Below are 24,010 nucleotides of genomic sequence, written 5' to 3'. Positions count from 1 at the left end.
GGAACACCTGCCGTGAGACGGAGGGCCTTTCCCCACGGGAAAGGCCCTCCGCGCGTTCCTCCGCCCTCTCAGTAGTCCCCGCGGCCTCGCATCGCCGCCACGGCCACCACGCCCGTCGCCGCGAGCGCCAGGCCCAGCGCGCCCAGCAGCCACAGGCGCTCGGTGCCGGCGTCGGCCTCCGCCATCGCGCCACCGCTGCCGCCGTGCGGGCCGAGGCGCGGAAGCGCGGACGGCGTGTGCGCAGGGGACCAGGTGTACGTGTTCTTCGGGGCCGTCGGGCCGGCCTCGCCGAGGTCGGTCCTGGTGTCGCCGACGTACACGCCGGCTTCGCGCCTGCCGAAGGGCTCGGCGACATCGGCGGCGGCCGGGCCCGCTCCGGCGAAGGACAGCACCCCGGCCACGAGACCCAGAACGGCCGACAGGATTCCCGTTTCAGTCTTGAACCGCATGAAACGGAAATTTAGGCAGAAAGGCTCATTATCGGGTGTTACGCCACGCGGCGGCGCTCCGTGTACTCCGCGATCTCCGTCATCGGCGGGCGCTCCTCCGTGTCCACCGGGTACGTGCGCGGCGCGAAGCCGTCCTCGCCCCGCTCGAACTGGGTCAGCCGCGGCCGTACGAGGTGGCCGCGCGAGAGCCGCAGCTGCGCCGTCCGGTAGATCGCCGCCGCCATCCGGCCCAGGGCCTGGCCGTCCTGGTGGCGGTGCTTGCGCACTCCCACGTCCACCTGTGCGAGCGCGTCCAGGCCGACCGTGTGCAGCGCGTCCACGAGCAGACCCAGCTCCACCCCGTAACCGACCGGGAACGGCAGCCGCTCCAGGAGGGAGCGCCGCGCCGCGTACTCGCCGCCCAGCGGCTGCACGAAGCCCGCGAGGCGCGGCCAGTGCAGGTTGAGCAGCGGCCGGGCCACCAGCTCCGTCACCCGCCCGCCCTGACCTGGCGCGTCGCCGAGCGGGCGGTCGTACATCGCCTTCACGAAGTCCACGTCCGGGTCGGTGAGCAGCGGGCCGACGATGCCCGTCACGAAGTCCGCCGAGAAGTCCCGGAGATCCGCGTCCACGAAGCAGATGACGTCCCCGCTCGTCACCAGCAGTGACCGCCAGAGGACCTCGCCCTTGCCGGGCACCGCCGGTATCCGCGGCAGGATCGCGTCCCGCGCCACCACCCGCGCGCCGGCCGCCGCGGCCACCTCCGCCGTACGGTCCGTGGAGCCCGAGTCGATCACCAGCAGCTCGTCCACCAGCGGCACGGCCTCCGTCATCAGCTCGCGGCGGATCACGGAGACGATCGCGCCGACCGTCGCCTCCTCGTTCAGCGCGGGCAGCACCACGCTGACCTTCGTCCCGCGCTTGGCGGCGAGGACCCGCTCCAGCGGACGGTCGGCCACGGACCAGGACCGCCGGGCCAGCCAGCGCTCCACTTCTTCCAGCAACGTGATCTCCATCTCGAGGATCGGACGACCGTCTCGCCCGTCCAGGGCTTCGGTTACAGTCTTGAACAACGCGGATGCCTGATGCATGTCGGGGTGCCGCCCGCGTCTCACAATCGAATACCGCTCATCCAGAGGGGCAGAGGGAAACGGCCCGTTGAAGCCCCGGCAACCCTCCAGTCGGTCACTACTCGTCCTCCAGCGAGGTCCCCGACTAGGGAAGGTGCCAAATCCGTCTCATGGCGAAATGCGTCATGAGGAAGATGAGGAGAAAGGGCCTCGCCTCCAATGGCTGTACAGACCGTCGCACCCGCTTCCGGAACCACCGCTCCCGGTACCACCGTCGACCTCGGTCCCGCGTCCGGCCTCTCCTGCCGCGAATGCGGCGAGACGTTCGCGCTCGGCCCGATCTTCGCCTGCGAGCTGTGTTTCGGCCCGCTCGAAGTCGCCTACGACCTGCCGACCGGCGACCCCGAGGCGCTGCGCAAGCAGATCGAGGCCGGCCCCGCCAACATCTGGCGCTACGCCCCGCTGCTGCCCGTCCCGGCCGACGTCGCCGAGAAGCCCAACCTGAACCCGGGCTGGACCAAGCTCGTCCAGGCCGACAACCTCGCCCGCGAGATCGGCGTCGAGCCCGGCAAGCTGTTCGTCAAGGACGACTCCGGAAACCCGACCCACTCCTTCAAGGACCGGGTCGTCGCCCAGGCCATCGAGGCCGCCCGCGCCTTCGGCTTCACCACCCTCTCCTGCTCCTCCACCGGCAACCTGGCCGGCGCCGTCGGCGCCGCCGCCGCCCGGGCCGGCTTCCGCTCCTGCGTGTTCATCCCGCACGACCTGGAGCAGGGCAAGGTCGTCATGGCCGGCGTGTACGGCGGCGACCTCGTCGCCATCGAGGGCAACTACGACGACGTGAACCGCTTCTGCTCGGAGCTCATCGGCGACCCGCTCGGCGAGGGCTGGGGCTTCGTCAACGTCAACCTCCGTCCGTACTACGGCGAGGGCTCGAAGACGCTCGCGTACGAGATCTGCGAGCAGCTCGGCTGGGTCATCCCGGACCAGCTGGTCATCCCGATCGCCTCCGGCTCCCAGCTCACGAAGATCGACAAGGGTCTGCAGGAGCTCGTCAAGCTCGGTCTGGTCGAGGACAAGCCGTACAAGATCTTCGGTGCCCAGGCCGAGGGCTGCTCCCCGGTGTCGGCCGCCTTCAAGGCCGGCCACGACGTGGTGCGCCCCCAGAAGCCGAACACCATCGCCAAGTCGCTGGCCATCGGCAACCCGGCCGACGGCCCGTACGTCCTCGACATCGCGCGCCGCACGGGCGGCGCCGTGGAGGACGTGAACGACGAGCAGGTCGTCGACGCGATCAAGGTCCTCGCCCGTACCGAGGGCATCTTCGCCGAGACGGCGGGCGGCGTGACCGTCGGCGTGACGCGCAAGCTCGTCGAGAACGGTCTGCTCGACCCCACGCTGACCACGGTCGTCCTCAACACCGGCGACGGCCTCAAGACCCTGGACGCCGTGGCCGACAGCTCGCAGGCGACCGCCACCATCCGCCCGAGCCTGGACGCGTTCCGCGACGCGGGCCTGGCCCACTGAATCCGAGAGGTACGAAGACAGCCATGGCCGTGAACGTCCGCATCCCCACCATCCTCCGCACCTACACGGGCGGCCAGGCCGAGGTGCCCGCCGAGGGCGCGACCCTCGCCGAGGTCATCGCCGACCTGGAGAAGAACCACACCGGCATCGCCGCCCGCGTCCTGGACGACCAGGGCAAGCTGCGCCGCTTCGTCAACGTGTACGTGAACGACGACGACGTGCGCTTCGAGCAGGGCCTGGAGACGGCGACGCCGGACGGCGCGGGCGTCTCGATCATCCCGGCGGTCGCCGGCGGCTGCTGAGCCCTACCCGCGGGTACCTGAGATATCTGAATTGCCCCTTCCGCGAGAGAAAGCGGAAGGGGCAATTCTGCATGGTTGAGCGCGGTAGAGTTGGGGAAGTCCCCTCCGCTGCTCATGCCAGACGCATATGAGAATGCGTCTGCGCACGACAAGAAGCAGCCAAAGTGCCCGTGCCTTGTGTACCTTCTGCGCTTTTTGCCGGGCCCGACTTGTCCCGTAATCCTGGGGATTCTCCCCAATTCCCCTTTCCGGGCTGCCCAGAATTCTCGTCCGATTGACCTGTTGCAGAGGGCAGTTGGGCAGATACATTCAGCCGCGGTCGACGCGTTCCGGCGCAGGGTCTGACCCGGGTCCGCGAAGTGCGGTCCCGCGCAAGGGCCAGTAATAGGGGAGTTAGGCATGGCTCAGGGCACCGTCAAGTGGTTCAACGCGGAGAAGGGCTACGGCTTCATCGCGGTCGACGGTGGTGCGGATGTTTTCGTCCACTACAGCGCGATCCAGATGGACGGGTACCGCACCCTCGAAGAGGGTCAGCGGGTCGAGTTCGAGATCTCGCAGGGCCAGAAGGGTCCGCAGGCGGACATGGTCAAGCTCGCCGTCTGAGCGCGGCGCGATCGGCCACCGACGCACTTCCGTCGAGGGGCCCGCATCCTGACCGGGATGCGGGCCCCTCGCGCGTTCCCGTGCGGGCCGGGAGCGGGGTACCCCAGGGGTGCTCGATCTGCGGGAGTCGCTTGCACTCTCCTAGGGCGAGTGCTAATCATTGGCGTTAGCACTCTGAAGGTGAGAGTGCTTACGAGGATCGGGCAGACGAGGTCGCGGACCGAGTGGGGAAGGAACCACGAGGAGCGCGGGCCGTCCGTCGCGGGCGTCGGCGCGGTCCAGGAGCGTTATCCACCCCATGTCCGGGAGGACCACTTCACATGGCCAAGATCATCGCGTTCGACGAGGAGGCCCGGCGCGGTCTCGAGCGCGGCATGAACCAGCTCGCTGACGCCGTCAAGGTCACCCTCGGCCCCAAGGGCCGCAACGTCGTCCTCGAGAAGAAGTGGGGCGCCCCCACGATCACCAACGATGGTGTCTCCATCGCCAAGGAAATCGAGCTCGAGGACCCGTACGAGAAGATCGGCGCCGAGCTGGTCAAGGAAGTCGCCAAGAAGACGGACGACGTCGCCGGCGACGGTACGACCACCGCCACCGTCCTCGCCCAGGCCCTGGTCCGTGAGGGCCTCCGCAACGTTGCCGCCGGCGCCAACCCCATGGCCCTGAAGCGCGGCATCGAGAAGGCCGTCGAGGCCGTCTCCGGTGCGCTGCTCGACCAGGCCAAGGAGGTCGAGACCAAGGAGCAGATCGCCTCCACCGCCTCCATCTCCGCCGCCGACACCCAGATCGGCGAGCTCATCGCCGAGGCCATGGACAAGGTCGGCAAGGAAGGCGTCATCACCGTCGAGGAGTCCCAGACCTTCGGTCTGGAGCTGGAGCTCACCGAGGGCATGCGCTTCGACAAGGGCTACATCTCGGCGTACTTCGCGACCGACATGGAGCGCATGGAGGCCGCGCTCGAGGACCCGTACATCCTCATCGTCAACTCCAAGGTCTCCTCGGTGAAGGACCTGCTCCCGCTCCTCGAGAAGGTCATGCAGTCGGGCAAGCCGCTGCTGATCATCGCCGAGGACGTCGAGGGCGAGGCCCTGTCGACCCTGGTCGTCAACAAGATCCGCGGCACCTTCAAGTCCGTCGCCGTCAAGGCCCCGGGCTTCGGCGACCGCCGCAAGGCCATGCTGAACGACATCGCCATCCTCACCGGCGGCACGGTCATCTCCGAGGAGGTCGGCCTCAAGCTCGAGAACGCCGGCCTGGACCTGCTGGGCCGCGCCCGCAAGGTCGTCATCACCAAGGACGAGACCACCATCGTCGACGGTGCCGGTGACAGCGAGCAGGTCGCGGGTCGCGTGAACCAGATCCGCGCCGAGATCGAGAACTCCGACTCGGACTACGACCGCGAGAAGCTCCAGGAGCGCCTGGCGAAGCTCGCCGGTGGCGTCGCCGTCATCAAGGCCGGTGCCGCGACCGAGGTCGAGCTGAAGGAGCGCAAGCACCGCATCGAGGACGCCGTGCGCAACGCGAAGGCGGCCGTCGAGGAGGGCATCGTCGCCGGCGGTGGCGTGGCCCTGCTGCAGGCCTCCTCCGTCTTCGAGAAGCTCGAGCTGGACGGCGACGAGGCCACCGGTGCCAACATCGTCAAGCTGGCCCTGGAGGCCCCGCTGAAGCAGATCGCCGTCAACGGTGGTCTCGAGGGCGGCGTCATCGTCGAGAAGGTGCGCAACCTGCCCGTCGGCCACGGCCTGAACGCCGCGACCGGTGAGTACGTCGACATGATCGCCGAGGGCATCATCGACCCCGCCAAGGTGACCCGTTCCGCGCTGCAGAACGCGTCCTCCATCGCGGCCCTGTTCCTCACCACCGAGGCCGTCATCGCCGACAAGCCGGAGAAGGCCGCCGCGCCGGCCGGCGGCGGCATGCCGGGCGGTGACATGGACTTCTGATCCTGACGGATCGGATCTCCTGAGCAACGCCGATGGGCGGCACCCGAGAGGGTGCCGCCCTTCAGTGTTTCCGGGACTCACGGGAAGAGGCTCAGCGGACGTCGACCCAGTCCTGGCCGCTGAACGTCTGGAAGTGGGTGCCGTCACCGTAGTAGCGGATCTGGTACCAGCCGTCGGCGGTCGCCGTGGTCTTCAGCGAGACCGCGCCCGTCGAGGAGGACTTGCCGGAGGCGACCTGCTTCCAGGTGGTCGTGCCCCACTTCTTGTACCAGATGCTCACCGACTGCGAGCCCAGACCGCGCCAGGCGCCGCTCGTGTACTGCTGGAGCGAGCCCGTGACCGTGATCGTCGAACCCTTGGCGACCGGGTCCGGGGAGGCCTTGAGGCCGGTGACGCGGGTCTCGGTGCGGACGACGTAGAAGGGCTTGCTGACGGACGCCCCGAAGTAGTCGTTCGCGACGTGACGGAGCCGGAACCAGCCGCCCTTGGTCCAGGCGGCGGCGACGAACGGGGTCCGGCCCTCGTTGTGGTTGTAGAAGTCGGTGGAGGCGATCTGCTTCCAGCCGGTCTGCCCGTCCGGGGACTGCTCCAGGACCACCGTCTGCTGGGACGAGGTGGACGTCCAGCTCTGGTACGGGGAGCGCAGCTCGCCGTACACGGTCAGCCGGGCGTCGGTCCCCAGCTTGTAACCGACCACGGAGGTACGGGAGTCGGCGGGCAGCGCCAGCGGCCCGCTCGCGTAGAAGGAGAGGAACGACCCCTCCGACTGGACGGACCACCCCGACGAGTCGGGTCCGGGCGCGGCGACGAGCCGCACGCTGAACCGGCCCTCGGCGTCGGTACGCACGGTCTTCGGGAGACCGCCGCCCAGTCGCGCCGTCAGCGGGACGTCCGCCATCGGGACGCCGTTGGCGGACGGGTCGGTGACCTGGCCGCTGATGGTGACCGTCTCGCCGGACTCCGCGCGGACCTTGTCGGCGGAGGCGGTGACCGTCGGCCGCTTCTCCTCGCCGCTGGTGTACGCGTTGTACGTGGCGGTGCCGTGCACCTGGGCGCTGTCCTCGGTGAACCGCGCCTGGGCCCACGTGTACCGCGACTCCACCGGGACCGGCTCGCCGGCGAACGCGCCGGTCTCACCGGTCACGGCCGACCCGAGCGGCGTGCCCTCGCCGGTGCGCTCGTACGACACGGTACGGCCGGACAGCGGCACCTCGTCGCCCGAGCCGGGCTGGACGCCGAGGAGCGTGCCCTTCGGGTGGAGGTTCCGGTCGGTCCAACTCGGGTTGCCGATGCCGAAGTCGCGCAGCTGCGGCTTCAGCGTGAAGTCGAGCGTGCCCGCGTCGGTGCGCGTGACGGTGTTGCCCAGCGAGTCGGTGGCCGTGACGTCGATCGCGTACCTGCCGAGGGACGGGATGGTGCCGCCGTCCTCGGTGAGCTTGAGCGTGGACGCCTCGGGCAGCGCGAAGGTGCCCCGGGCCGCCGTGTTCTCCTCCAGCGCCGGGATCTCGGCCAGGACGGTGTCGCCCTGCCGGACCTTCGCGGAGACGGAGGTGACGGTCGCCTGCGGCGCGTCGGTCCAGGCGGTCACCTTGAAGGTGCCGCGCTGGGCGTCGTTGGTGAGCGCACGACCGACGCCCACGGGGCTCGCGGCGGGAGCGTCCTCGGCGAAGGCCGGGCCGATCGCCGCGCCCAGGGTGAGCGCGGTGACGAGGGAGACGGCGGAGAGCCGTCGGAGATCAGAGCGCATCGACATAGATCGTCCTCGACTCGCTGTAGAAGTAACCGGCCTTCTCCTGCCAGCCCAGGGCCCACGTGCCGTCGCCGTAGTTGGTGGTGCTGAAGCTGAAGTTGCCGTAGGAGTTGGTCGGGATGTCCTTCTTGGCCCAGTACCAGCTCGGGTCGCCCTTGGGCTTGTAGAAGAGCGTCAGGCGCGCGCCCGGCATGGCCTTCCAGACGCCGTTGACCTTCTGCTGCACCAGACCCTTGACGGTCATGCTGCCGCCGGTGCGCGGACGCGACGGGCTGATGGTGACGTTGACGATCCGGGTCGGGATGCGGGACAGGCGGACCGGGCTGCTCGTCTTGGCGACGAAACGGTCCGTCTCCGGGTGGTAGACCCGGTAGAGGGCGTTCTCGTAGCCCCAGACGTTGAAGTCGTACGCGCAGGCGGAGTTCACCGGCATGGACTTCATCTGGCCCCAGGTGCGCCCGCCGTCCAGGGAGACCTGGAGGGCGACCCAGTCGGGCTTCACGTCGCAGTAGCCGGTGCCCAGCCGGCCGCGCACGTTGAGCTCACCGAACTGGCTGAGCGTCTGCGCGGTCGAGGTGAACGAGAACTGCTGCGGCACCGCGAGCGCGGCCACGTCGATCGGGCGGTTGTTGCCCTCGCCGTAGTACACGGAGGGCCGCAGGCCGGTGTAGGCGTCGATCGTCGAGTACTGGACTCGCGCCAGGTAGGAGAAGGACCCGTCCTGGAGCGAGGTGCCGGAACCGATCTCGTCCCTGAGGGCCTTCTCGTAGGACAGCGGCTGCGTGCCGGTGGTGACCACCGGGGCGCCGCCGAAGCCCTTCCAGCCGTCCTCCGTCAGACGCTCGACGCGGCCGGAGATGGTGACGTCCGTGCCGGCGTTGACGCGGTACCTGCTCGCGTCGGAGGTGATCCGGTACGTGAGCTTCTCGACGCCCACGGCGGGCACCTGGCGCGCGGCGTCCGGGTCGACGTCGGTCGTGGCCTGGACCTCGGCCGTGCCGCCGGTGATCTTCGCGTCCGGCGTGACGGGCAGCGAGAAGGCGCCGTCGGCCACCGTGGTGGCCGTGGCGATCTTCGTCTTCGGCAGGCCGTAGGCGTCCGTCAGGTTCAGCGTGACCTTCACCGAGGTGCCCTCGGCGGCGGGCGTGCGCTCGCCGGTGGCCGGGTTCCAGGTGGTGGCCTTGCCGGCCAGAGTGACGTCCCGCTGGTCGTAGGTGGTGGTCGCGCGGTCGAAGGCGACCGAGGAGACACCGGTGTGCAGCTTGTAGCCGAAGGACCCGCCGGTCCAGCGCGTGACGAGGCCGCCCGGGAGGCGGTACTCGACGGCGAGCGGGTAGTCGCCGAAGGCGGCGCCCTCGGGCAGCCTGATCGGAGCGTCGGTCGTCCAGGCGTAGGTGCCGGTGGCCGAGAGCTCGTCCGTCGAGGCGAGCACGGGCGCGTCCGGGGCGCTGGAGGCGAGGACGCTCACCTTCACCCAGAGCGCGGTGCTCGGCAGCCCTCCGAGGGTCAGCCGGCCGTCGTCCAGGGTGGTCGTCTGCGTGACGGTGGCCGCGTACGCGGCCGGAGCCGCGACGACGGCCGGCAGGGCGACGCCTGCCGAAAGTGCGAATACGGTTGCCGCACGTACCAAGGCATGCGGCAGCGTGCGCGTTGAGCGCATCTGGTGGACCCCCCACAGGTCGGAAGAGCGGCGCGTTGGAAATTCGCAGGCCGCGTGGGAGCACGATAGCGCTTGATGGTTGAACGTGTTCACTGGATTCCCCGTTCGCCCGGGAAGTCCGCCGGGTCCATGCTGAGAAGAGGAGTCGGGAGAGGACCGGGAGAGGATTCGGGACAGCGAATCAGGACCGGGAACCAGGACCGGGAGTCGGCCCCGTTACGGCGCATACGGGAGGATCCGATGATCACGCTGCTGACCACGCCGGCCGACCGCGAGCTGGTCATCACCCGCACCTTCGACGCCCCGGTGGAGCGGGTCTGGGAGGCGTGGACGCGCCCCGAGCACGTACGGAAGTGGTACGGCGTCGCCGCGCTGACCATGTCGGTCTGCGAGATCGACCTGCGCCCGGGCGGAGCGTGGCGCTGGGGCCAGCGCGCCCCCGACGGCCAGGAGATCGTCTTCTCCGGCGTGTACGAGGAGATCGTCCCGGGCGAGCGGCTCGTCTACTCCGAGACCTTCGAGCAGATGCCGGGCGCGGAACCGGTCCGCGTGACCCTGTCCTTCGACGCCACCCCCGACGGCGGCACGGCTCTGACCAGCACGTCCTTCTGGCCGACGACGGAGATCCGCGACCAGGCGCTGGCAGCGGGCATGGAGGCGGGCGTACGGGAGGAGTACGACCGGCTGGCGGAGCACCTGAAGGGGATGGGTCAGGGCGAGGGGCAGGGGCCGGGTCAGGACATGTAGTCCTTGAGCTTGTCGGTGTCGAGGGTGATGTCGACAGGGGCGGGGGCCGGGCTGAGCGTCATGGCGTTGCCTCCTGCCCTCCATCGTGCCCCGCCGTCGGTGCGGACGAGTCGAATCGTCATGTGCGAGTCCGTTCCAGTTCTTGGCGGATGGCGGTTGCCCGGGCGCGGACGAGGGCGGCCGGGAGGAGGGCGCGTCGCGCGGGGGCGGGGGGCTCACCGCGGCAGGGGGCGCAGTGGCCGTCGACGAGGGCGTCGGTGTAGTCGGGGGCGCAGCACTCGGCGCATTCGAGCATGCGGCGGGGTATCCGGTCGCGGCGGATCGGCTCCGGCGGGAGCTTGTCGGTCAGCCGGCGGCGGGCCAGAGCGGCCGGGTGGTGGACGGGGGCCGGCAGGCCGGTGGTCAGGGCGCGTACGACGTCCGATTCCTCGGCGTCGCGGGCGAACCACTCCTCGACGAGTGGAGCGAGGGCGTGGCACTCGGCGTGGGAGAGGGACATGACGGAGTTCGTCCGCCCGAGCGCGGCGAGCAGCACGTACGCCCGTGACCGGGTCGGCCGTCTCGGCTCCCGCGGCACGTCCCCGCGCCGGAACGCCGCCCACCAGGGGTGGTCACGGGGTGTACGAGTGAACCACGTTCGGGTGATCCATCGCCCTTCGTGGCACTCCCGCCCACGCCGCAGATGCCCGGCCCGCTGGATCCGGTTGAGCGCGGTCCGCAGTGCGCACTGCCCGTACGGCAGGTGCTTGGCCAGCGTCTTTACGGTCAGGGTAGTTCGTAGCGCAGCAGCGCCCGGGCCATCGGCTCGCCGGTCCGGCGGGCGTACGCGGTGCGCTCCTTGACCTGGCGCAGGGTGCGGGGCCGCCAGCCGGGGCCGCCGCAGCAGCTCTTGTGGAAGCCGATCCCGGCGTTCAGGACGACGGACAGCGCCCGCCAGGCGTCCCGGTCGCGTCGGCGCGGCGGCTGGAACGCCGAGCCCGCGTGGATCATCACGCGCGCGCAGCGCGGACAGTGCCGCTCGCGCTCCGGCCCGTAACTCTGTTTGTACGAGGCCCGGCACGGGAGGCACACGTACGAGGTCTTCGTGTAGCTCACGCCCCGCAGGGTAAGTGCCGGGGCGGCCGGTCGTCAGCGGGATTTCGCGGCGGGGCGGGGACCGCCGTCCCTAGGCTGGGGATCATGGAGCTCTCCGCGATCACCCTCGACTGCGCCGACCCGCTCGCCCTCGCCGAGTTCTACCACCGGGCGACCGGGCTCCCGCTGCATCCCGCGAACCGCGCCGACTTCGCCGCCGTACGGCGCGAGGGCGGGCTGATGATCGGCTTCCAGCGCGTCGACGACTACCGCCCGCCGCGCTGGCCCGGCCAGGACGCGCCGCAGCAGCTGCACCTGGACTTCGACGTGGACGACCTGACGGAGGCGGAGGCCCGGCTGCTGTCCCTGGGGGCGGCGCGGGCCGCGTACCAGCCGGATCCGGAGCGCTTCCTCGTGCTCACGGATCCGGCCGGCCACCCGTTCTGCCTGTGCCCGCGGAGGGCGCGGGCGGCGGGCTGACGGAAGCGACGGGAGGGGTGCGGCGCGAGGTGGGCCTCAGGCGGCCCGAGGGCGGCGGAAGAGGGCCGTCCACAGGAACGGTTCGCCGAAGTGGGGCGAGTCGGAGGGTTCGTCGTGCATACGGCGCAGGGAGAGTTCGGTGAGGCCGCCGGCCGCGTCGGTGAAGAGGGTGCGCAGGGCGTCCGCCGTGTAGGCGAGGCCGCCGTGGAGGGTGGCGTCGCGGTAGAAGGCGGCGTCGGGGAGTTCGGAGCCCATGCCGCCGGGGCCCGCGGCGAAGCAGGTGAGGGAGAAGTGGCCGCCGGGGGCGAGGTGGCGGTCGAGGAAGGCGAGGTAGCTGACGCGGCGGTGCGGCGGCAGGTGGTGGAAGCAGCCGGAGTCGTGGATCAGGTCGTACCGGCCCCGGTCGCCCACCAGGCCGTCCGTCGTGAACGCGTCGCCGTGGAGGAAGCGGACGTTGTCCAGACCCGCCTCGCTCGCCCGTTCCCGCGCCCAGGCGAGCGCGCCCGCGGACAGGTCCACCGCGTCGACCTCGAAGCCGCGGGCCGCGAGGTGGAGCGCGTTGCGGCCGGGGCCGCAGCCGAGGTCGAGGGCGCGGCCGCCGGTGGGCAGCAGCCCGGCGTCGAGGTGGCCGGCCAGGTTCTCGTCCGGCTTGTCGACGAAGAACGGGACCGGCCGCGAGCGGTCCTCGTAGAAGCCCTGCCACTTGTCGGCGTCCTCCGCGAACAGGCCGTCCAGCAGGCGGAGTACGTCCTCGGCGGTACGGGTCGTGCGGTCCATGCGGATCCCCTTCCGTGTCGGGGAAACGCTACGGGAGTGGGAGATGAAATCCCAGGTCAGGTGGGGTTTGGTGGGGTCGCGGGCGGGGCTGTACGGGGGCTTGGCGGGCGTGCGCGGAGGGGGCGGCGGCCCCCCGTCCCCGAGGTGCGGGACAGGGGCCGGGAGAGGGCTTCGCGGGCCGTCTCAGGGGGTTTCCGGGCGGAGCCGGGGACGCTTTCTCCACGCGTTCGGCCGTGCCCACGGGGCGAGTTGGGCCAGGCCGAACGCCACCTCGACGACGAGGAACAGCCCCACCACGGCGGGCGCGCCGTGCGCCAGCGCGTACGCCTGCCAGGTCGCGAACAGCACGCGCGCGACGCCGTCGAGGAAGCCGTGGAGGGGCAGTGGCCGCAGCGCCCGGAGCAGGGCCCACACCACGACGACGGAGCCCATGAGGTTCGCGTACAGGACCGGCAAGGGGCTGCCCTCGGGCAGCGGCCCGAGCGACAGGGCCTCGTGCAAGAGGGCGTACGTCCACGGAGTCATGAAGGCGGCCGTGACGACGAGGTCGTACCAGGCGCTCGTACGGACGAGAAGGAGGTAGGAACGGGAATCAGTGGTCATGCCGGCGACGCTAAACAGTGGACCACGGTCCAAGGTCAAGCCCGAGGCCCCGAGGCCCCGAGGCTCCGAGGCGCCCGAGAACCTCAGCCCCCGCCCCGGTCCCGGTCCCGGCCTGGGCCCGGGTCCGAGCCCTTCGAGGAGACGCATGCTCATCGGCGAACTCGCCGCCGCGACCGGCATGGCGCGCGACACCATCCGTTTCTACGAGAAGCGCGGCCTCGTCACCGGCGAGCGCCGGCCCAACGGCTATCGCGACTTCCCGCCGGAGACCGTGCCCTGGCTCCTCTACGTCCGTACGGCCCAGACCCTCGGCTTCTCGCTCGCGGAGATCGCCCGCGTCGGCGCGGAACTGCGGGACGCGCCGGACAGCGCGGAGCGGCTCTCCGCGCTGTTCGAGGAGAAGATCCGGGTCGTCGACGAGCGGATGGCCGAACTCGCGCAGCTCCGAGCCGAGTTGGAGGCACGCGTCGGCGACGGGTGCCCGCTGGCCTTGGCGTCGGGGCCCCGCCGGGATCCGGAAGAGACGGCCTAGGCGGGCGGGGCGAGCAGCGTCGGGTCCTGGCCGGCGCGGCGGAGGGCGTCCTCGACGAAGCCGTTCGCCTTCAGTTCCTCCACGGTGGCGCGCAGGAAGGCGACGGTCTCCGGGGACCGGGACGCGGTCGTGCCGACCGCCTGGCGGATCTCCATGAAACGCTCGTCGAGGAGCCGGACCTCCGGGTGGGCCGCGGCGTACGCGGTCATCGGCTGGCGGATGCCCGCGCCCGCCTCCAGGCCCTGCTCGGCGAAGGTGTCGACGCCCTCCGCGCCCCGCACCACGGTGGCGTGCCGCAGAGTGCGGGTGAGGTGGAGGTCGTAGGCGGAGCCCGCCTTCACGCCGATGCGCAGGCCCGGCGCGTCCACGTCCTCGGGGGTCTTCAGGGCGGAGTCGCGCGGCACCGCGTACACGCCCTCGATCACGACGTACGGGGCGGTGAACGCGACCTCCGCCTCGCGCGCCGGGTCGACGGCCAGGAAGCAGAGGTCGGCGCGGCCGGTCGCCATCGCCTCGTACGACTTGCGGGCCGCGTCGAAGCAGAGCAGCTCCACGGGTACGCCGAGCCGGGCGCCGATCTCGCGGGCCAGGTCCACGGTGATGCCGCCGGGGGCCTCGGGGGTGCCCTGGGCGAGGACCGGGTTGCCGAGGTTGATGGAGGCGCGCAGGGTCCCGGTCGGCGCGAGGTCGGCGGCGAGGGCGGCGGCCGGGACGCGGGCGGAGCCGGAGCCGGAGCCGGAGACGGAGGCGGCGGAATCGGCGTCGGAGGTGGCTGCGTCGAGGTTGCGGGCGTCGGCGTCGGTCATGGGGCGGAGTCTAGGGGGACAGCCCCACCCCGCATCCGCGTGCCTGCCGGATGGGGAGCCGACGAGAGATCAACAAGGCTTGCCGCATGACGACTTACGCAGGAATCGCGCTCGCTCTCGCTCTCGCCACCGCCTCCGCCGGCCCCCTCGCCGCCCCTTCCCGCGGCCCGGCGCCCGCCGCCCCCTCGCCCGTCACGTCGACCCTGCCCTCGACCGTCCCCGGTCTCGCCTGGAGCGCGTGCGGGCCCGCCGGTCTCGGCCAGGAGTGCGCCACGCTCCGGGTGCCGCTCGACTACGCCGACCCTGACGGCAGGCAGGTCGAGCTGGCCGTCTCCCGCATCCGCAGCACCGAGCCCGCGGCCCGGCGCGGCACCCTCCTCGTCGTGCCCGGCGGGCCCGGCAGCTCCGGTGTGCAGCGGCTGACCTCGAAGGGGCCGGCCCTGAAGAAGGAACTGGGCGGGGCGTACGACCTGGTCGCCTTCGACCCGCGCGGCGTCGGCGGCAGCAGCAAGGCGCACTGCGGGCTCGCCGAGCAGGACCGGCACCTGGTGACCCTGCGGGCCTGGCCCGCCGCCGACGGCTCGATCGACGAGAACGTCGAGCGTTCCCGCCGCGTCGCCGAGGCCTGCGCCCGCAACGGCGGCGCCGAACTGCGCGGCCTCACCACCGCCAACGAGGTCCGGGACATGGACCGGCTGCGGCAGGCGCTCGGCGAGCGGAAGCTGTCGGCGTGGGGCTCCTCGTACGGCACGTACGTCACCGCCCGGTACGCGCAGAAGTTCCCGCACCGCACCGACCGGGTCGTCCTCGACAGCAGCGCCGACCCGGACCCGAGGAAGGTCGCCCAGGGCTGGCTGGCCGGCATGGCGCGCGGCGCCGACGACCGGTTCCCCGACTTCGCGGCCTGGGCGGCGCACCCCGACCGCGCGAAGGACGACCTGCGTCTCGCCGAACGCCCCGAGGACGTCCGACCGCTGGTCCTGGATCTCGCCGCCCGCCTGGACCGGCAGCCGAAGACCTCGACGACGCCGGGCGTGCCGCTGACCGGCAACCTGCTGCGCCAGGCGCTGCAGAACGCCCTCTACTCCGACGGCGCCTTCGCCGACTTCGCCCGCCTGGTGCGGCAGGCCCGCACCGACGGCGAGACGCCCGCGCTTCCGCCCGCGCTGGCGGGCCCGATGCCCGACTCCGACGCGACCGTCACCATCGGCGTCATCTGCAACGACGTGAAGTGGCGCGGCTCCGTCCCCGCCTTCCGGCGCGCCGTCGCCGCCGACCGCGCCGCCCACCCGCTGACCGCGGGCATGCCGGTCAACATCACCCCTTGCTCCTTCTGGAAGGCCTCCCCGGCCGAGAAGCCGACCCGCATCACCGACGACGGCCCGTCCAACATCCTCATGATCCAGGGCCTCCGCGACCCCTCCACCCCGCACTCCGCCGGCCTGAAGATGCGCGAGGCCCTCGGCGCCCGCGCGCGCCTGGTCTCCGTCGACCGCGGCGGCCACGGCATGTACCTGAGCAACGGCAACGCCTGCGGCGACCACACGGTCACCCGCTTCCTCCTCACGGGCGAGCGCCCGGCCGCCGACGTGACCTGCTGACTCAGGCCTTCGCGGGAGCGGCGGCCGGCTCCGGGTCGTCGGTGGGTTCCGCCGCCTGCGGCCCCGGTGCCGGGTCCGGCTCCGTGTCCACGTCGAACTCCTCGATCAGCTCCTTGCTGAAGCCGAAGAAGTACGTGGCCGCGAAGCCCGCCGCATACCCGACGAGCAGCCCGCCCGCGTAGATCGCCATGGTCTCGCCGAGGCCCTTGTTGCCGTCGAGGAGGGGGAAGAGGGCCCAGCCGGAGGGGCCGATGGCGGTGGAGCCGACCTTGTCGCCGAGCATGGTGAAGAGGCCGACGAAGCCGCCTCCGAAGGCGCCGCCGACGCAGGCGGTGACGAAGGGGCGGCCCAGGGGGAGCGAGACGCCGTAGATGAGGGGCTCGCCGACGCCGAGGAAGCCGGCCGGGAGGGCGGACCTGATGGTGCGGCGGAGGGAGCCGTTGCGGGGGAGGCGTACGTAGACGGCCATGGCCGCGCCGACCTGGCCCGCGCCCGCCATCGCCAGGATGGGGAGGAGGACCGTGTAGCCCTGCTGCTCGATCAGGGTGGTGTGGATCGGGATGAGGGCCTGGTGCAGGCCCAGCATCACCAGCGGGAGGAACAGGCCGCCGAGGACGAGGCCGGCGCCCGCGCCGGCGTTCGCGAGGAGCCAGTCGGCGAAGTCGCCGATGGCCCGGGACACCTCGCCCGCCACGTACATCAGGCCGAAGACCGTGACCAGACCGGAGACCAGGACCGTGAGCGTCGGGGTGACCAGGACGTCGAGGGACTCCGGGACCCGGCGGCGGCACCACTTCTCCACGTACACGGCCAGGACCGCCGCGCCCAGCGCGCCGAGCACGCCACCCTGGCCGGGGGACAGGGTCCGGCCGAAGACCTCGATCTTCGCGACGCCCGCGAAGACGATGACGGACGCGACCGCGCCGCCGAGGATCGGCGTACCGCCGAACTCCTTCGCCGTGTTGTGGCCGACGAAGACCGCGATCAGCGCCATGAAGCCGCTCGCGATGGCGGCGAGCGCCGGGGTGATGCCGGGCAGCCAGCCGAGGTTGACGAGCAGGCCGTTGAGGCCGGCGATGATGCCGCAGCCGATGAGGGCGGGGATCAGCGGGACGAAGACGTTCGCGATCCGGCGGAGGAGGAGCTTGACGGGAGTCGCGTTCTTCGCCTTCCGGGCGGCCCTGATCGCCGCGCCCTGCGCCGCCAGGTCCTCCGCCGTGTGCGTCACGGCCGCTTCGGACACCAGGGCCTCGAACGCGGGTGTCACCCGCGCGACCGTCCCCGGGCCGAGGACGATCTGGTACGTGTCGTCCTCCACCACGCCCAGCACCGACGGCAGGGCCCTGAGGGCTTCCTCCTGGACGAGCGAGCGGTCCCGGAGGCCCAGCCGGAGGCGGGTCATGCAGTGGGCCACGGAGCTGATGTTGGCCGGCCCGCCGACGAGGGGGAGGATCGCGGCGGCGACGGCGCGGTTCTTGTCGTCTGTGCTCATGTGCGGTGGTGCCTTGCTGTGAGGGGGGTGCGGGCCCGTGCCGTGGTGCGTGCTCGTGCCTACGCGTGGAGTGCCGCGCGCAGGTGGCCCCGGGAGTCCTTCAGCCGCTGCTCGGCGCCCTTGGCATCGATGTCGGCGAGGATCATGAGGATCGCGGTCTTCACCTCGCCGTCGGCGTCGGCGAGCGCGGTCTCGATCTGCTCGTCCGGCGCGCCGGTGGCGAGTGCCACGATGCGGCGCGAGCGGGCCTGGAGCTTGTCGTTGGAGGCGCGGACGTCGACCATGAGGTTTCCGTAGGTCTTGCCGAGCCGGATCATGGTGATCGTCGAGATCATGTTGAGGACGAGCTTCTGGGCCGTGCCCGCCTTCAACCGGGTGGATCCGGTGAGCAGTTCGGGCCCGGTGACGACCTCGATGCCGTGCTCGGCGGCCGCGGCGAGCGCGCTGTCCGCGTTGCAGGACAGGCCGATCGTCAACGCCCCGGCCGTCCGGGCGTGTTCGACGGCGCCGACGGCGTACGGCGTACGGCCGGAGGCGGAGACGCCGACCACGGTGTCGTCGGTGGTCAGGCCGAGCGCGGTCAGGTCCTCGACCGCGAGCTCCTTCGAGTCCTCGGCGCCCTCGACGGACCTGACCATGGCGGAGGGCCCGCCCGCGACGAGGCCGACGACGTCGGAGGGGTCGGTGTTGAAGGTGGGCGGGCACTCGCTGGCGTCGAGGACGCCGAGCCGGCCCGCGGTGCCGGCGCCCATGTAGATCAGCCGGCCGCCGCGGGCCATCCGCTCGGCGGTGGCGTCGATCGCGGCGGCGATCGCCGGGAGCTGCCGGGCCACGGCGGCGGGGACGGTCTGGTCCTCGGCGTTCATCAGCGCGGCGATCTCGGCGGTGGGCAGCGTGTCGATCTCGGCGAGCTCGGGGCGGAAGGCCTCGGTGGTGAGGGTGGCCAGCTGGGCGCGCAGTTCGGCGTAGGCGGAGGCGGACCTGGTGGACATGGGTGGCGGCTCTTTCAGCGGGTGCGGGGGGAGTGGCGGTGTGCCAGGGCTTCGTACGAGGCCGCGAGGGCAGGGGCCGCCGTCTCGTACGTGCGCTGGGTGACGCAGGTGAACAGGCAGTCCACGACCAGGAGTTGGCTGGTGCGGGACGACATGGCCGCGGGGCGCAGTTCGCTCTCGCGGGCGGTGGAGGTGGTCAGTACGTGGTCGGCGTACTGCGCCACCGGGCCGTCGGGACGGCCGGTGACGGCGACCGTGGTGGCACCGTGGTCGAAGGCGACGCGGAGCGGTTCTATGACGTCGCCGGTGGAGCCGGAGTGGGTGATGGCGATGGCGACGTCTCCGGAACGCAGCTGTACGGCGTTGGTGACGGCGAGGTGCGGGTCGCTGTGGGCGTGGGCGATCAGGCCGATGCGGAGCAGCTTCTGGCCGAGGTCCTGGGCGACCAGGCCGGAGGCGCCGACGCCGTAGATGTCGATGCGGCGGGCGGCGGCGAGGGCGGCGACGGCGGCGCCGAGCTGGACGGTGTCGAGTCCGGCGGCGGTGTCGGCGAGGGTCTGCTGCTCGTCGTACGCGAGCTTGGCGACCACGTCGGCGACCGGGTCGTCGACGGCGATGTCGGCGGTGACGGAGGGTGCGCGGCCGGACTGCTGCTGGGCGGCGAGGCCGGCGAGGGCGAGGCGCAGGTCGCGGTAGCCCGGGTAGCCGAGGAGGCGCGCGGTGCGTACGACGGTCGCCTCGCTGGTGCCGGTGAGCTCGGCGAGACCGGTGACCGTGAGGGCGGCGCAGCCGGCCGGGTCGCCGGCGACGGCTTCGGCGACCCGCTGCATGGAGCGGGTCATGGAGGGGGCGAGGGTCCGCACCTTGGCCGCGAGCGCGGCGGGCGCGGGCGGGGCCGCGGTGGTGGCCGCGGTCGTGGCGGTGGGGGCGGTCGTGGCGGTGGCGGCGCCGGCCGTTGCGCCGCCCGTCCCGTTGCCCGTGCCGCCGCTCGTCCCGTTGCCCGGCCCGCGGGCGTCGGTGAAACTTTCCTTCATGCCATGGGTCACATGTGAAAGATATTTTCGGCCGGAAGGGGCGTCAAGCCCTCGTCCGTCCCGTATCCGCAGGACATTGGTCCCCCGCCTGACCAGGGAGCAGAATGTGAGCATGGACGACATCGACCCGCTGGAGCAGTCCCTCCATGCCGCCCGCGCCCTGGTCCTCGCCGACCTGGTGGCCCGCGAGGTCGCCATGGCCGAGGTCGTCTCGATGGTGGAGGACGCCGTCACCCACCGCCGCTGGTGGGTCGAGCAGTGGCCCGAGGGCCGGGCCTTCGTGGCCGGTCTGATAGCGCAGGACGTCCAGGACGCCCTGCTCGAACGGTACGGCCGCTGGCCGCTGTGCCCGGTCTGCTCCTCCGGCGACCCGCACGCCCTCGACGTCGAACCGGAGATGGGCCCGGACCCGCACTGGGTCTGCGGCAAGCAGGGAGTGGTGGTCGCCCCGGTGGGCGGCCTCACGTGACGGGGGCACCGGCGTGACGCTCTACATCGACCCGCCCACCTGGCCGGGTCACGGCCGCATGTGGTCGCACCTGGTCAGCGACGTCTCCTTCGAGGAGCTGCACGCCTTCGCCGCCGCCATCGGCTGCCCGCCCCGCGCCTTCGAGCGCGACCACTACGACGTGCCCTCCGACCACTACGCCGCCGCGGTCGCGGCCGGCGCGGTCGAGGTCGGCTCGAAGGAGATCGTCCGCCTCCTGACGGAGTCGGGGCTGCGCCGACCGAAGGGACGGCCGGCGCAGGGCGGGACTCCGCCGCGCTACGAGGTGGAGTAGCCGGCGAGGTCGGCGATCGGGGTACCCCCCCCTCGGGTGTCGTGACGAGTGATCGTCTCACCCGCCCCGGACACCCCGAGGAGGCGGGAACCGTGAGGTCAGCGCGGTGTGACGGAGGTTCGCTCCGGCTCGTCCGCCGACACGCCCATGACCACCCGCGACCGGGACCTGCCGAGCCGCAGCGAGACCGTGACGGCGCCGAGGCCGAGGAGGGCCATGGCCGCGCCGGCCCAGGCGGGGGAGGCGAAGCCGAGGCTGGCGTCGATGACGCTGCCGCCGAGCCAGGGGCCGCCGGTGTTGCCGAGGTTGAAGGCGGCGGTCGTGGTGGCGCCGGCGAGGGTGGGGGCGGCGCCCGCGACGTTGAACATGCGGGCGTTGAGGGCGGGCGCCGTGTAGAACGCGGAGACGCCGAGCAGGAAGGTCAGCGTGATCGTCGCGACCGGGCTGGAGGCGAGCAGGGCGAGGGCCACCAGGAAGACGGTGGAGGCGGTGATGCCGCTGAGGAGGACGCCGAAGAGGTGGGCGTCGGCGACGCGGCCGCCGATGTACGTGCCGATGAGCGCGCCGATGCCGAAGAGCGCGAGGACGGCGGAGACCCAGCCCTCGTCGAGGCCGGCGACGTCGGTCAGCAGCGGGGCGAGGTAGGAGAAGGCGCAGAAGACGCCGCCGGCGGCGAGGGCGGTGATCAGGACGGAGAGCAGGACCTGCCGGTCGCGGTAGATGACCAGTTCGCCCTTGAGACGGGGTCTGGTCTCGGGCAGGGGGATGTGCGGGATGCGGGTGACGACGCCGACGAGGGCGATCGCGGAGGCCGCGCCGACGGCCCAGAAGGCGGAGCGCCAGCCGAGGTGCTCGCCGAGGAAGGCCCCGGCGGGCACGCCGAGCACGTTGGCGATGGAGAGTCCGCCGATCATGACGGCCATGGCCCGCGCCCTGGCCCCGACCGGCACCATGGCGATGGCGACGGCCGCGCCGACGGCCCAGAACCCGGCGCAGGCGAGGGCGCTCACCACGCGGGAGGCGAAGAGCACCGCGTAGTTCGGCGCGAGCGCGCCGGCGACCTGCCCGAGCCCGAAGACGCTGATGAGCGCGACGAGGGTGGTCTTCCGGGGCAGCCGCAGCGTGGCGACGGCGAGCAGCGGCGCTCCGACGACCATGCCGATGGCGAAGGCCGAGATGAGCAGCCCGGCGCGGGGGATGGACACGTTCATGTCCTCCGCGATGGGCGGCAGCAGCCCGGACAGCATGAACTCGCTCGTGCCGAGCGCGAAGACGGACAGTCCGAGGATGTAGACGGCCAGCGGCATACGGGAGGCCCCGTTCGGGGCCTTGTCGGAGGACGGCGGTGCGGCTTCGGAGTTCGTCGACGGCATGACATGGGCAACCTGTGGTTCGTACCTGTCATTCCGCCCGGGGTGAACGTCTCGGGATGCGAGACGTCCACCGTGAGCGGCGGAGGGAGCCCGTCGGGCGGGGCCGCATCGGCCCGGGTCAGCCTTCCGTCAGTTCCGCAAGCTCCCGTTCCAGGTTCTCCCGTGCCTGCTCCTCCCACGCCGCCGCCCCGTACGGCGTGCGGAACAGGCGGGGCAGGGCGAGGAGTTGACGCAGGATCGCCGCGCGGCCCTCGCGGAACGCCGGCTCCGGGACGAAGGCGTACTCCTCGCGTACGGCGCCGGTGTACCCCCGGTAGGTATCCGGGTCGCTCGCCAGGATCGCCAGGTCGGCGTCGCACAGGGTCTCGCCGTTGAGGTCGCCCGGGGCAGGGTCGTGGGTGGTGGTGAGGCGGACGAGGCGGGCCACCTCGGCGACCTCGTGGGCGGTCAGGCCCGCCTCGTGCAGGGCCTTCTCGGCCAGGGTCGCCGAACGTTCCTCGTTCTCGGAGCGGTCCGGGCGGTAGACCGCGTCGTGGAACCAGGCGGCGAGCCGGACCAGCTCCAACTCACCGCCCTCGCCGCCCTTTTCGGACAGCTCGTCGATGCGGTCGAGGACCGCCCGCAGGTGGTCGGCGGTGTGGTAGCGGCGCTGCGGCTCCGTCCAGCGGGACAGCAGGTTCCGGCCGTACGGGAGCGGGTCCGGGCCCTCGCGTCCGGCCCGCGCGGCGAGCAGGGTCGCGGTCCAGCGCTGGAGGAGTTCCTGTTCCTGGGCTGCCTTCATGGGGGCGGTCATGGGTCGCATTCTGCCGCCCCCGGCCCGGCCCCGGCCCCCGGAAGCGCGTGCTCCATCCGGCCCTCATCTCACTCTTACATACCCCCCATGGGTATGCTACGGTGCTCCCGCAGGTACCCCCCAGGGGTATGTCACCGCGAGCGAAGGGTCAGGGCAATGTCAACCGTCAATCCCCGGCGCTGGTGGGCACTTGCCGTGCTCGCCGCCGCGCAGTTCATGGTCATCATGGACACCTCGATCATCGGGGTCGCACTCCCGAAGATGCAGGAGGACCTGGGCTTCTCCCAGGGCGAGCTGCAGTGGGTCTTCAACGCCTACGTGATCGTCTTCGGCGGACTGCTGCTCCTCGGCGGCCGCCTCTCCGACCTGATCGGAGCCCGGAAGATCTTCGTGTCCGGCTGGGCGATCATGATCGCCGGCTCGATCCTCGCCGCGGCCGCACAGACCGCCTGGGTCGAGATCGCCGGCCGCGCCGTCCAGGGCGTCGGCGGTGCGCTCATCGCGCCGTCCGCCATGACCCTGCTGATGATGCTCTTCATGCACGACCCGCGTGAGCTGGGCAAGGCGATGGCGCTCTACGGTGCCGCCGCCCCGGCCGGCGGCACCGCCGGCGTGTTCCTCGGCGGCGTGTTCACCGAGTGGGCCGCCTGGCAGTGGTGCTTCATCATCTACGTCCCGATCGGTCTGGCCACCCTCGCCGCGACCAAGCTCCTCCCGGACGTCGAGTCCCGCCGCGGCTCCGTCGACGTCCTCGGCGCCGTCGCCGTCACCGCCGGTCTCGCCCTCGGCGTCTTCGCGGTCGTCCGGGCCCCCGAGGTCGGCTGGGGCGCCACCGCCACCATCCTGGAGCTGGCCGGCGCCGCCGCCCTCATCGTCCTCTTCTTCGTGATCCAGAAGGCCGTCCGCGAGCCGCTCATGCCGCTCAGCGTGTGGCGGGTCCCGCGTCTCGGCTCCGCCAACCTGGCGATGACGCTGCTCGGCGCCGCCTGGATCCCGATGTGGTACTTCCTCAACCTCTACCTCCAGCAGGTCCTCGGCTACGGCGCCTTCGCCTCCGGCGCCGCGCTCCTGCCGATGACCGTGCTCCTCATGATCTTCATGACGGCCATCACCGCCCGGCTCATGGCCAAGGTCGGCGCCAAGCCGCTCATCGGCGTCGGACTGCTGCTCCTCGCCGCCGGTCTGGTCTGGCTGGCCGCCGTCGAGCCCACCGGCACCTTCCTCGTGGACGTCCTGCCGGCCTCGCTGGTCGCCGCGCTCGGCATGTCCCTCGCCTACATCCCGGCCATGATCGCCGCGATGTCCGGCGCCCCGCAGGAGCAGGCCGGTCTCGCCTCCGGCATCGTCAACACCACCTACAACGTCGGCTCCGCGCTCGGCCTCGCCGCCCTCACCGCGGTCGCCATGTCGCAGGGCGCCGACCAGCTCGGCAACCTGCCGAAGCTGACCGACGGCTTCTCCGCCGCCTTCATCGGCGCCGCGGTCATCGCCGCGGTCGGCGGTGTCGTCACCCTCCTGGTGATGAAGTCCGACAAGGCCCTCGCCGCCGAGGCGCCGGCCTCCGCCCCGCAGGAGCAGGGCGACAAGGTCTCCGTCTGACGCAGTCCCGTCCGTCCCTCAAGGGGCCGCCCGACGTCCGCC

The 24,010-nt window shown here is 71.9% G+C and carries 26 protein-coding genes and 1 riboswitch; of the genes, 11 read left to right on the top strand and 15 right to left on the bottom strand.

What is annotated here, in order from left to right; all coding sequences use genetic code 11:
- Nucleotides 1–68: 68 nt before the first annotated feature.
- Together ACFVGS_RS18245 and ACFVGS_RS18240 are read right to left on the bottom strand one after the other, a co-directional pair.
- A complete protein-coding gene (locus tag ACFVGS_RS18245) occupies nt 69–449 on the bottom strand; it encodes a hypothetical protein (RefSeq protein ID WP_384410250.1) in 381 nt (126 codons plus the stop codon).
- 38 nt (nt 450–487) lie between these two features.
- Nucleotides 488–1,432, bottom strand: a complete 945-nt coding sequence (locus ACFVGS_RS18240) for a glucosyl-3-phosphoglycerate synthase (protein WP_384410369.1) — start codon at nt 1,430–1,432, stop codon at nt 488–490.
- Between the two features lie 121 nt (nt 1,433–1,553).
- A riboswitch (SAM riboswitch) is annotated at nt 1,554–1,699 on the top strand.
- Between the two features lie 18 nt (nt 1,700–1,717).
- On the opposite strand from ACFVGS_RS18240, the gene thrC reads away from it, so the two are divergent.
- The 4 genes from thrC (at nt 1,718) to groL (ending at nt 5,873) form a co-directional block, all read left to right on the top strand.
- Nucleotides 1,718–3,025 carry a threonine synthase gene (gene thrC / locus ACFVGS_RS18235; protein WP_384410253.1) on the top strand — a complete coding sequence of 436 codons (1,308 nt, stop codon included), beginning with the start codon at nt 1,718–1,720 and terminating at the stop codon, nt 3,023–3,025.
- A 23-nt stretch (nt 3,026–3,048) separates the two neighbouring features.
- Nucleotides 3,049–3,327, top strand: a complete 279-nt coding sequence (locus tag ACFVGS_RS18230; protein ID WP_128985002.1) for a MoaD/ThiS family protein — start codon at nt 3,049–3,051, stop codon at nt 3,325–3,327.
- Between the two features lie 399 nt (nt 3,328–3,726).
- Nucleotides 3,727–3,930, top strand: coding sequence for a cold-shock protein (locus tag ACFVGS_RS18225; protein WP_005315736.1), 204 nt, complete (start codon nt 3,727–3,729; stop codon nt 3,928–3,930).
- 320 nt (nt 3,931–4,250) lie between these two features.
- Nucleotides 4,251–5,873, top strand: a complete 1,623-nt coding sequence (gene groL, locus ACFVGS_RS18220; protein ID WP_128985003.1) for a chaperonin GroEL — start codon at nt 4,251–4,253, stop codon at nt 5,871–5,873.
- Between the two features lie 91 nt (nt 5,874–5,964).
- Here groL and ACFVGS_RS18215 read toward each other — a convergent pair whose 3' ends face one another.
- Both ACFVGS_RS18215 and ACFVGS_RS18210 read right to left on the bottom strand, forming a co-directional pair.
- Complete coding sequence (locus ACFVGS_RS18215; RefSeq protein WP_384410256.1) at nt 5,965–7,620, bottom strand: carboxypeptidase-like regulatory domain-containing protein; 1,656 nt, start codon at nt 7,618–7,620, stop codon at nt 5,965–5,967.
- Nucleotides 7,610–9,253, bottom strand: a complete 1,644-nt coding sequence (locus ACFVGS_RS18210) for a hypothetical protein (RefSeq protein WP_384410259.1) — start codon at nt 9,251–9,253, stop codon at nt 7,610–7,612. The genes ACFVGS_RS18215 and ACFVGS_RS18210 overlap by 11 nt, the downstream gene beginning before the upstream one ends.
- A 270-nt stretch (nt 9,254–9,523) precedes the next feature.
- On the opposite strand from ACFVGS_RS18210, the gene ACFVGS_RS18205 reads away from it, so the two are divergent.
- Complete coding sequence (locus ACFVGS_RS18205; protein ID WP_384410262.1) at nt 9,524–10,030, top strand: SRPBCC family protein; 507 nt, start codon at nt 9,524–9,526, stop codon at nt 10,028–10,030.
- On the opposite strand, the gene ACFVGS_RS18200 is transcribed toward ACFVGS_RS18205, so the two are convergent.
- The 3 genes from ACFVGS_RS18200 to ACFVGS_RS18190 form a co-directional block, all read right to left on the bottom strand.
- Nucleotides 10,018–10,152, bottom strand: a complete 135-nt coding sequence (locus ACFVGS_RS18200; protein ID WP_385693033.1) for a hypothetical protein — start codon at nt 10,150–10,152, stop codon at nt 10,018–10,020. The genes ACFVGS_RS18205 and ACFVGS_RS18200 overlap by 13 nt on opposite strands.
- On the bottom strand, nt 10,149–10,529 hold the full coding sequence (locus tag ACFVGS_RS18195) for a hypothetical protein (RefSeq protein WP_385693032.1): 381 nt from the start codon (nt 10,527–10,529) through the stop codon (nt 10,149–10,151). The genes ACFVGS_RS18200 and ACFVGS_RS18195 overlap by 4 nt, the downstream gene beginning before the upstream one ends.
- A 266-nt stretch (nt 10,530–10,795) precedes the next feature.
- Nucleotides 10,796–11,125 (bottom strand): deoxyxylulose-5-phosphate synthase, encoded by a 330-nt coding sequence (locus tag ACFVGS_RS18190; protein WP_385693031.1) that lies wholly within the window; start codon nt 11,123–11,125, stop codon nt 10,796–10,798.
- 84 nt (nt 11,126–11,209) lie between these two features.
- Between ACFVGS_RS18190 and ACFVGS_RS18185 the strand changes: the two genes are divergently transcribed.
- Nucleotides 11,210–11,584 (top strand): VOC family protein, encoded by a 375-nt coding sequence (locus ACFVGS_RS18185; protein ID WP_385693030.1) that lies wholly within the window; start codon nt 11,210–11,212, stop codon nt 11,582–11,584.
- 36 nt (nt 11,585–11,620) lie between these two features.
- Here the strand turns inward: ACFVGS_RS18185 and ACFVGS_RS18180 are convergent, their stop codons facing one another.
- Both ACFVGS_RS18180 and ACFVGS_RS18175 read right to left on the bottom strand, forming a co-directional pair.
- Nucleotides 11,621–12,361 carry a class I SAM-dependent methyltransferase gene (locus ACFVGS_RS18180; RefSeq protein WP_385693029.1) on the bottom strand — a complete coding sequence of 247 codons (741 nt, stop codon included), beginning with the start codon at nt 12,359–12,361 and terminating at the stop codon, nt 11,621–11,623.
- A gap of 183 nt (nt 12,362–12,544) precedes the next feature.
- Nucleotides 12,545–12,964 (bottom strand): hypothetical protein, encoded by a 420-nt coding sequence (locus ACFVGS_RS18175; RefSeq protein ID WP_385693028.1) that lies wholly within the window; start codon nt 12,962–12,964, stop codon nt 12,545–12,547.
- 145 nt (nt 12,965–13,109) lie between these two features.
- Here ACFVGS_RS18175 and ACFVGS_RS18170 point away from each other — a divergent pair, with 145 nt between their 5' ends.
- Nucleotides 13,110–13,496, top strand: coding sequence for a MerR family transcriptional regulator (locus ACFVGS_RS18170; RefSeq protein WP_385693027.1), 387 nt, complete (start codon nt 13,110–13,112; stop codon nt 13,494–13,496).
- On the opposite strand, the gene ACFVGS_RS18165 is transcribed toward ACFVGS_RS18170, so the two are convergent.
- Entirely contained in the window at nt 13,493–14,302 is an 810-nt protein-coding gene (locus ACFVGS_RS18165) for a transporter substrate-binding domain-containing protein (RefSeq protein WP_385693026.1), read from the bottom strand. The two genes, ACFVGS_RS18170 and ACFVGS_RS18165, sit on opposite strands and share 4 nt — an antisense overlap.
- An 86-nt stretch (nt 14,303–14,388) precedes the next feature.
- Between ACFVGS_RS18165 and ACFVGS_RS18160 the strand changes: the two genes are divergently transcribed.
- Nucleotides 14,389–15,903: an alpha/beta hydrolase gene (locus ACFVGS_RS18160; RefSeq protein WP_385693025.1), complete on the top strand. Its 1,515-nt coding sequence runs from the start codon at nt 14,389–14,391 to the stop codon at nt 15,901–15,903.
- 1 nt (nt 15,904) lies between these two features.
- On the opposite strand, the gene ACFVGS_RS18155 is transcribed toward ACFVGS_RS18160, so the two are convergent.
- From ACFVGS_RS18155 to ACFVGS_RS18145, 3 genes are read right to left on the bottom strand one after another with little or no spacing between them, the layout of a single operon-like run.
- Nucleotides 15,905–17,395, bottom strand: a complete 1,491-nt coding sequence (locus tag ACFVGS_RS18155) for a PTS transporter subunit EIIC (protein WP_384410291.1) — start codon at nt 17,393–17,395, stop codon at nt 15,905–15,907.
- Between the two features lie 59 nt (nt 17,396–17,454).
- Nucleotides 17,455–18,387 carry an N-acetylmuramic acid 6-phosphate etherase gene (gene murQ, locus ACFVGS_RS18150; protein WP_384410294.1) on the bottom strand — a complete coding sequence of 311 codons (933 nt, stop codon included), beginning with the start codon at nt 18,385–18,387 and terminating at the stop codon, nt 17,455–17,457.
- A gap of 14 nt (nt 18,388–18,401) precedes the next feature.
- Nucleotides 18,402–19,421, bottom strand: coding sequence for a MurR/RpiR family transcriptional regulator (locus ACFVGS_RS18145; protein WP_384410297.1), 1,020 nt, complete (start codon nt 19,419–19,421; stop codon nt 18,402–18,404).
- Between the two features lie 112 nt (nt 19,422–19,533).
- On the opposite strand from ACFVGS_RS18145, the gene ACFVGS_RS18140 reads away from it, so the two are divergent.
- The gene (locus ACFVGS_RS18140; RefSeq protein ID WP_384410300.1) at nt 19,534–19,890 is read left to right on the top strand and encodes a hypothetical protein; all 357 of its coding nucleotides are present in this window, start codon (nt 19,534–19,536) and stop codon (nt 19,888–19,890) included.
- A gap of 13 nt (nt 19,891–19,903) precedes the next feature.
- On the top strand, nt 19,904–20,203 hold the full coding sequence (locus tag ACFVGS_RS18135) for a DUF4031 domain-containing protein (RefSeq protein ID WP_384410303.1): 300 nt from the start codon (nt 19,904–19,906) through the stop codon (nt 20,201–20,203).
- Between the two features lie 98 nt (nt 20,204–20,301).
- On the opposite strand, the gene ACFVGS_RS18130 is transcribed toward ACFVGS_RS18135, so the two are convergent.
- On the bottom strand, nt 20,302–21,510 hold the full coding sequence (locus tag ACFVGS_RS18130; protein WP_385693077.1) for a Cmx/CmrA family chloramphenicol efflux MFS transporter: 1,209 nt from the start codon (nt 21,508–21,510) through the stop codon (nt 20,302–20,304).
- A 184-nt stretch (nt 21,511–21,694) separates the two neighbouring features.
- Nucleotides 21,695–22,369 (bottom strand): hypothetical protein, encoded by a 675-nt coding sequence (locus tag ACFVGS_RS18125; RefSeq protein WP_384410305.1) that lies wholly within the window; start codon nt 22,367–22,369, stop codon nt 21,695–21,697.
- Nucleotides 22,370–22,525: 156 nt separating this feature from the next.
- Between ACFVGS_RS18125 and ACFVGS_RS18120 the strand changes: the two genes are divergently transcribed.
- On the top strand, nt 22,526–23,968 hold the full coding sequence (locus ACFVGS_RS18120) for an MFS transporter (protein ID WP_384410308.1): 1,443 nt from the start codon (nt 22,526–22,528) through the stop codon (nt 23,966–23,968).
- The last annotated feature ends 42 nt before the right edge of the window (nt 23,969–24,010 follow it).

The sequence above is a fragment of the Streptomyces sp. NPDC127114 genome (assembly GCF_042677525.1).
Lineage (GTDB): Bacteria > Actinomycetota > Actinomycetes > Streptomycetales > Streptomycetaceae > Streptomyces.
Note: the sequence above shows the minus strand (reverse complement) of the source record. Positions and strands in the feature narration are given on the sequence as shown.

Coding starts and splice junctions, on each gene's coding strand:
- ACFVGS_RS18230 (WP_128985002.1), top strand. CDS start 3,049: ATGGCCGTGAACGTCCGCATCCCCACCATCCTCCGCACCTACACGGGC.
- groL (WP_128985003.1), top strand. CDS start 4,251: ATGGCCAAGATCATCGCGTTCGACGAGGAGGCCCGGCGCGGTCTCGAG.
- ACFVGS_RS18200 (WP_385693033.1), bottom strand. CDS start 10,152: ATGACGATTCGACTCGTCCGCACCGACGGCGGGGCACGATGGAGGGCA.
- ACFVGS_RS18245 (WP_384410250.1), bottom strand. CDS start 449: ATGCGGTTCAAGACTGAAACGGGAATCCTGTCGGCCGTTCTGGGTCTC.
- ACFVGS_RS18125 (WP_384410305.1), bottom strand. CDS start 22,369: ATGACCGCCCCCATGAAGGCAGCCCAGGAACAGGAACTCCTCCAGCGC.
- ACFVGS_RS18195 (WP_385693032.1), bottom strand. CDS start 10,529: ATGTCCCTCTCCCACGCCGAGTGCCACGCCCTCGCTCCACTCGTCGAG.
- ACFVGS_RS18165 (WP_385693026.1), bottom strand. CDS start 14,302: ATGACCGACGCCGACGCCCGCAACCTCGACGCAGCCACCTCCGACGCC.
- ACFVGS_RS18155 (WP_384410291.1), bottom strand. CDS start 17,395: ATGAGCACAGACGACAAGAACCGCGCCGTCGCCGCCGCGATCCTCCCC.
- ACFVGS_RS18130 (WP_385693077.1), bottom strand. CDS start 21,510: ATGCCGCTGGCCGTCTACATCCTCGGACTGTCCGTCTTCGCGCTCGGC.
- ACFVGS_RS18170 (WP_385693027.1), top strand. CDS start 13,110: ATGCTCATCGGCGAACTCGCCGCCGCGACCGGCATGGCGCGCGACACC.
- ACFVGS_RS18215 (WP_384410256.1), bottom strand. CDS start 7,620: ATGCGCTCTGATCTCCGACGGCTCTCCGCCGTCTCCCTCGTCACCGCG.
- ACFVGS_RS18140 (WP_384410300.1), top strand. CDS start 19,534: ATGGACGACATCGACCCGCTGGAGCAGTCCCTCCATGCCGCCCGCGCC.
- ACFVGS_RS18225 (WP_005315736.1), top strand. CDS start 3,727: ATGGCTCAGGGCACCGTCAAGTGGTTCAACGCGGAGAAGGGCTACGGC.
- ACFVGS_RS18145 (WP_384410297.1), bottom strand. CDS start 19,421: ATGAAGGAAAGTTTCACCGACGCCCGCGGGCCGGGCAACGGGACGAGC.
- ACFVGS_RS18185 (WP_385693030.1), top strand. CDS start 11,210: ATGGAGCTCTCCGCGATCACCCTCGACTGCGCCGACCCGCTCGCCCTC.
- ACFVGS_RS18120 (WP_384410308.1), top strand. CDS start 22,526: ATGTCAACCGTCAATCCCCGGCGCTGGTGGGCACTTGCCGTGCTCGCC.
- ACFVGS_RS18175 (WP_385693028.1), bottom strand. CDS start 12,964: ATGACCACTGATTCCCGTTCCTACCTCCTTCTCGTCCGTACGAGCGCC.
- ACFVGS_RS18160 (WP_385693025.1), top strand. CDS start 14,389: ATGACGACTTACGCAGGAATCGCGCTCGCTCTCGCTCTCGCCACCGCC.
- ACFVGS_RS18180 (WP_385693029.1), bottom strand. CDS start 12,361: ATGGACCGCACGACCCGTACCGCCGAGGACGTACTCCGCCTGCTGGAC.
- ACFVGS_RS18205 (WP_384410262.1), top strand. CDS start 9,524: ATGATCACGCTGCTGACCACGCCGGCCGACCGCGAGCTGGTCATCACC.
- murQ (WP_384410294.1), bottom strand. CDS start 18,387: ATGTCCACCAGGTCCGCCTCCGCCTACGCCGAACTGCGCGCCCAGCTG.
- thrC (WP_384410253.1), top strand. CDS start 1,718: ATGGCTGTACAGACCGTCGCACCCGCTTCCGGAACCACCGCTCCCGGT.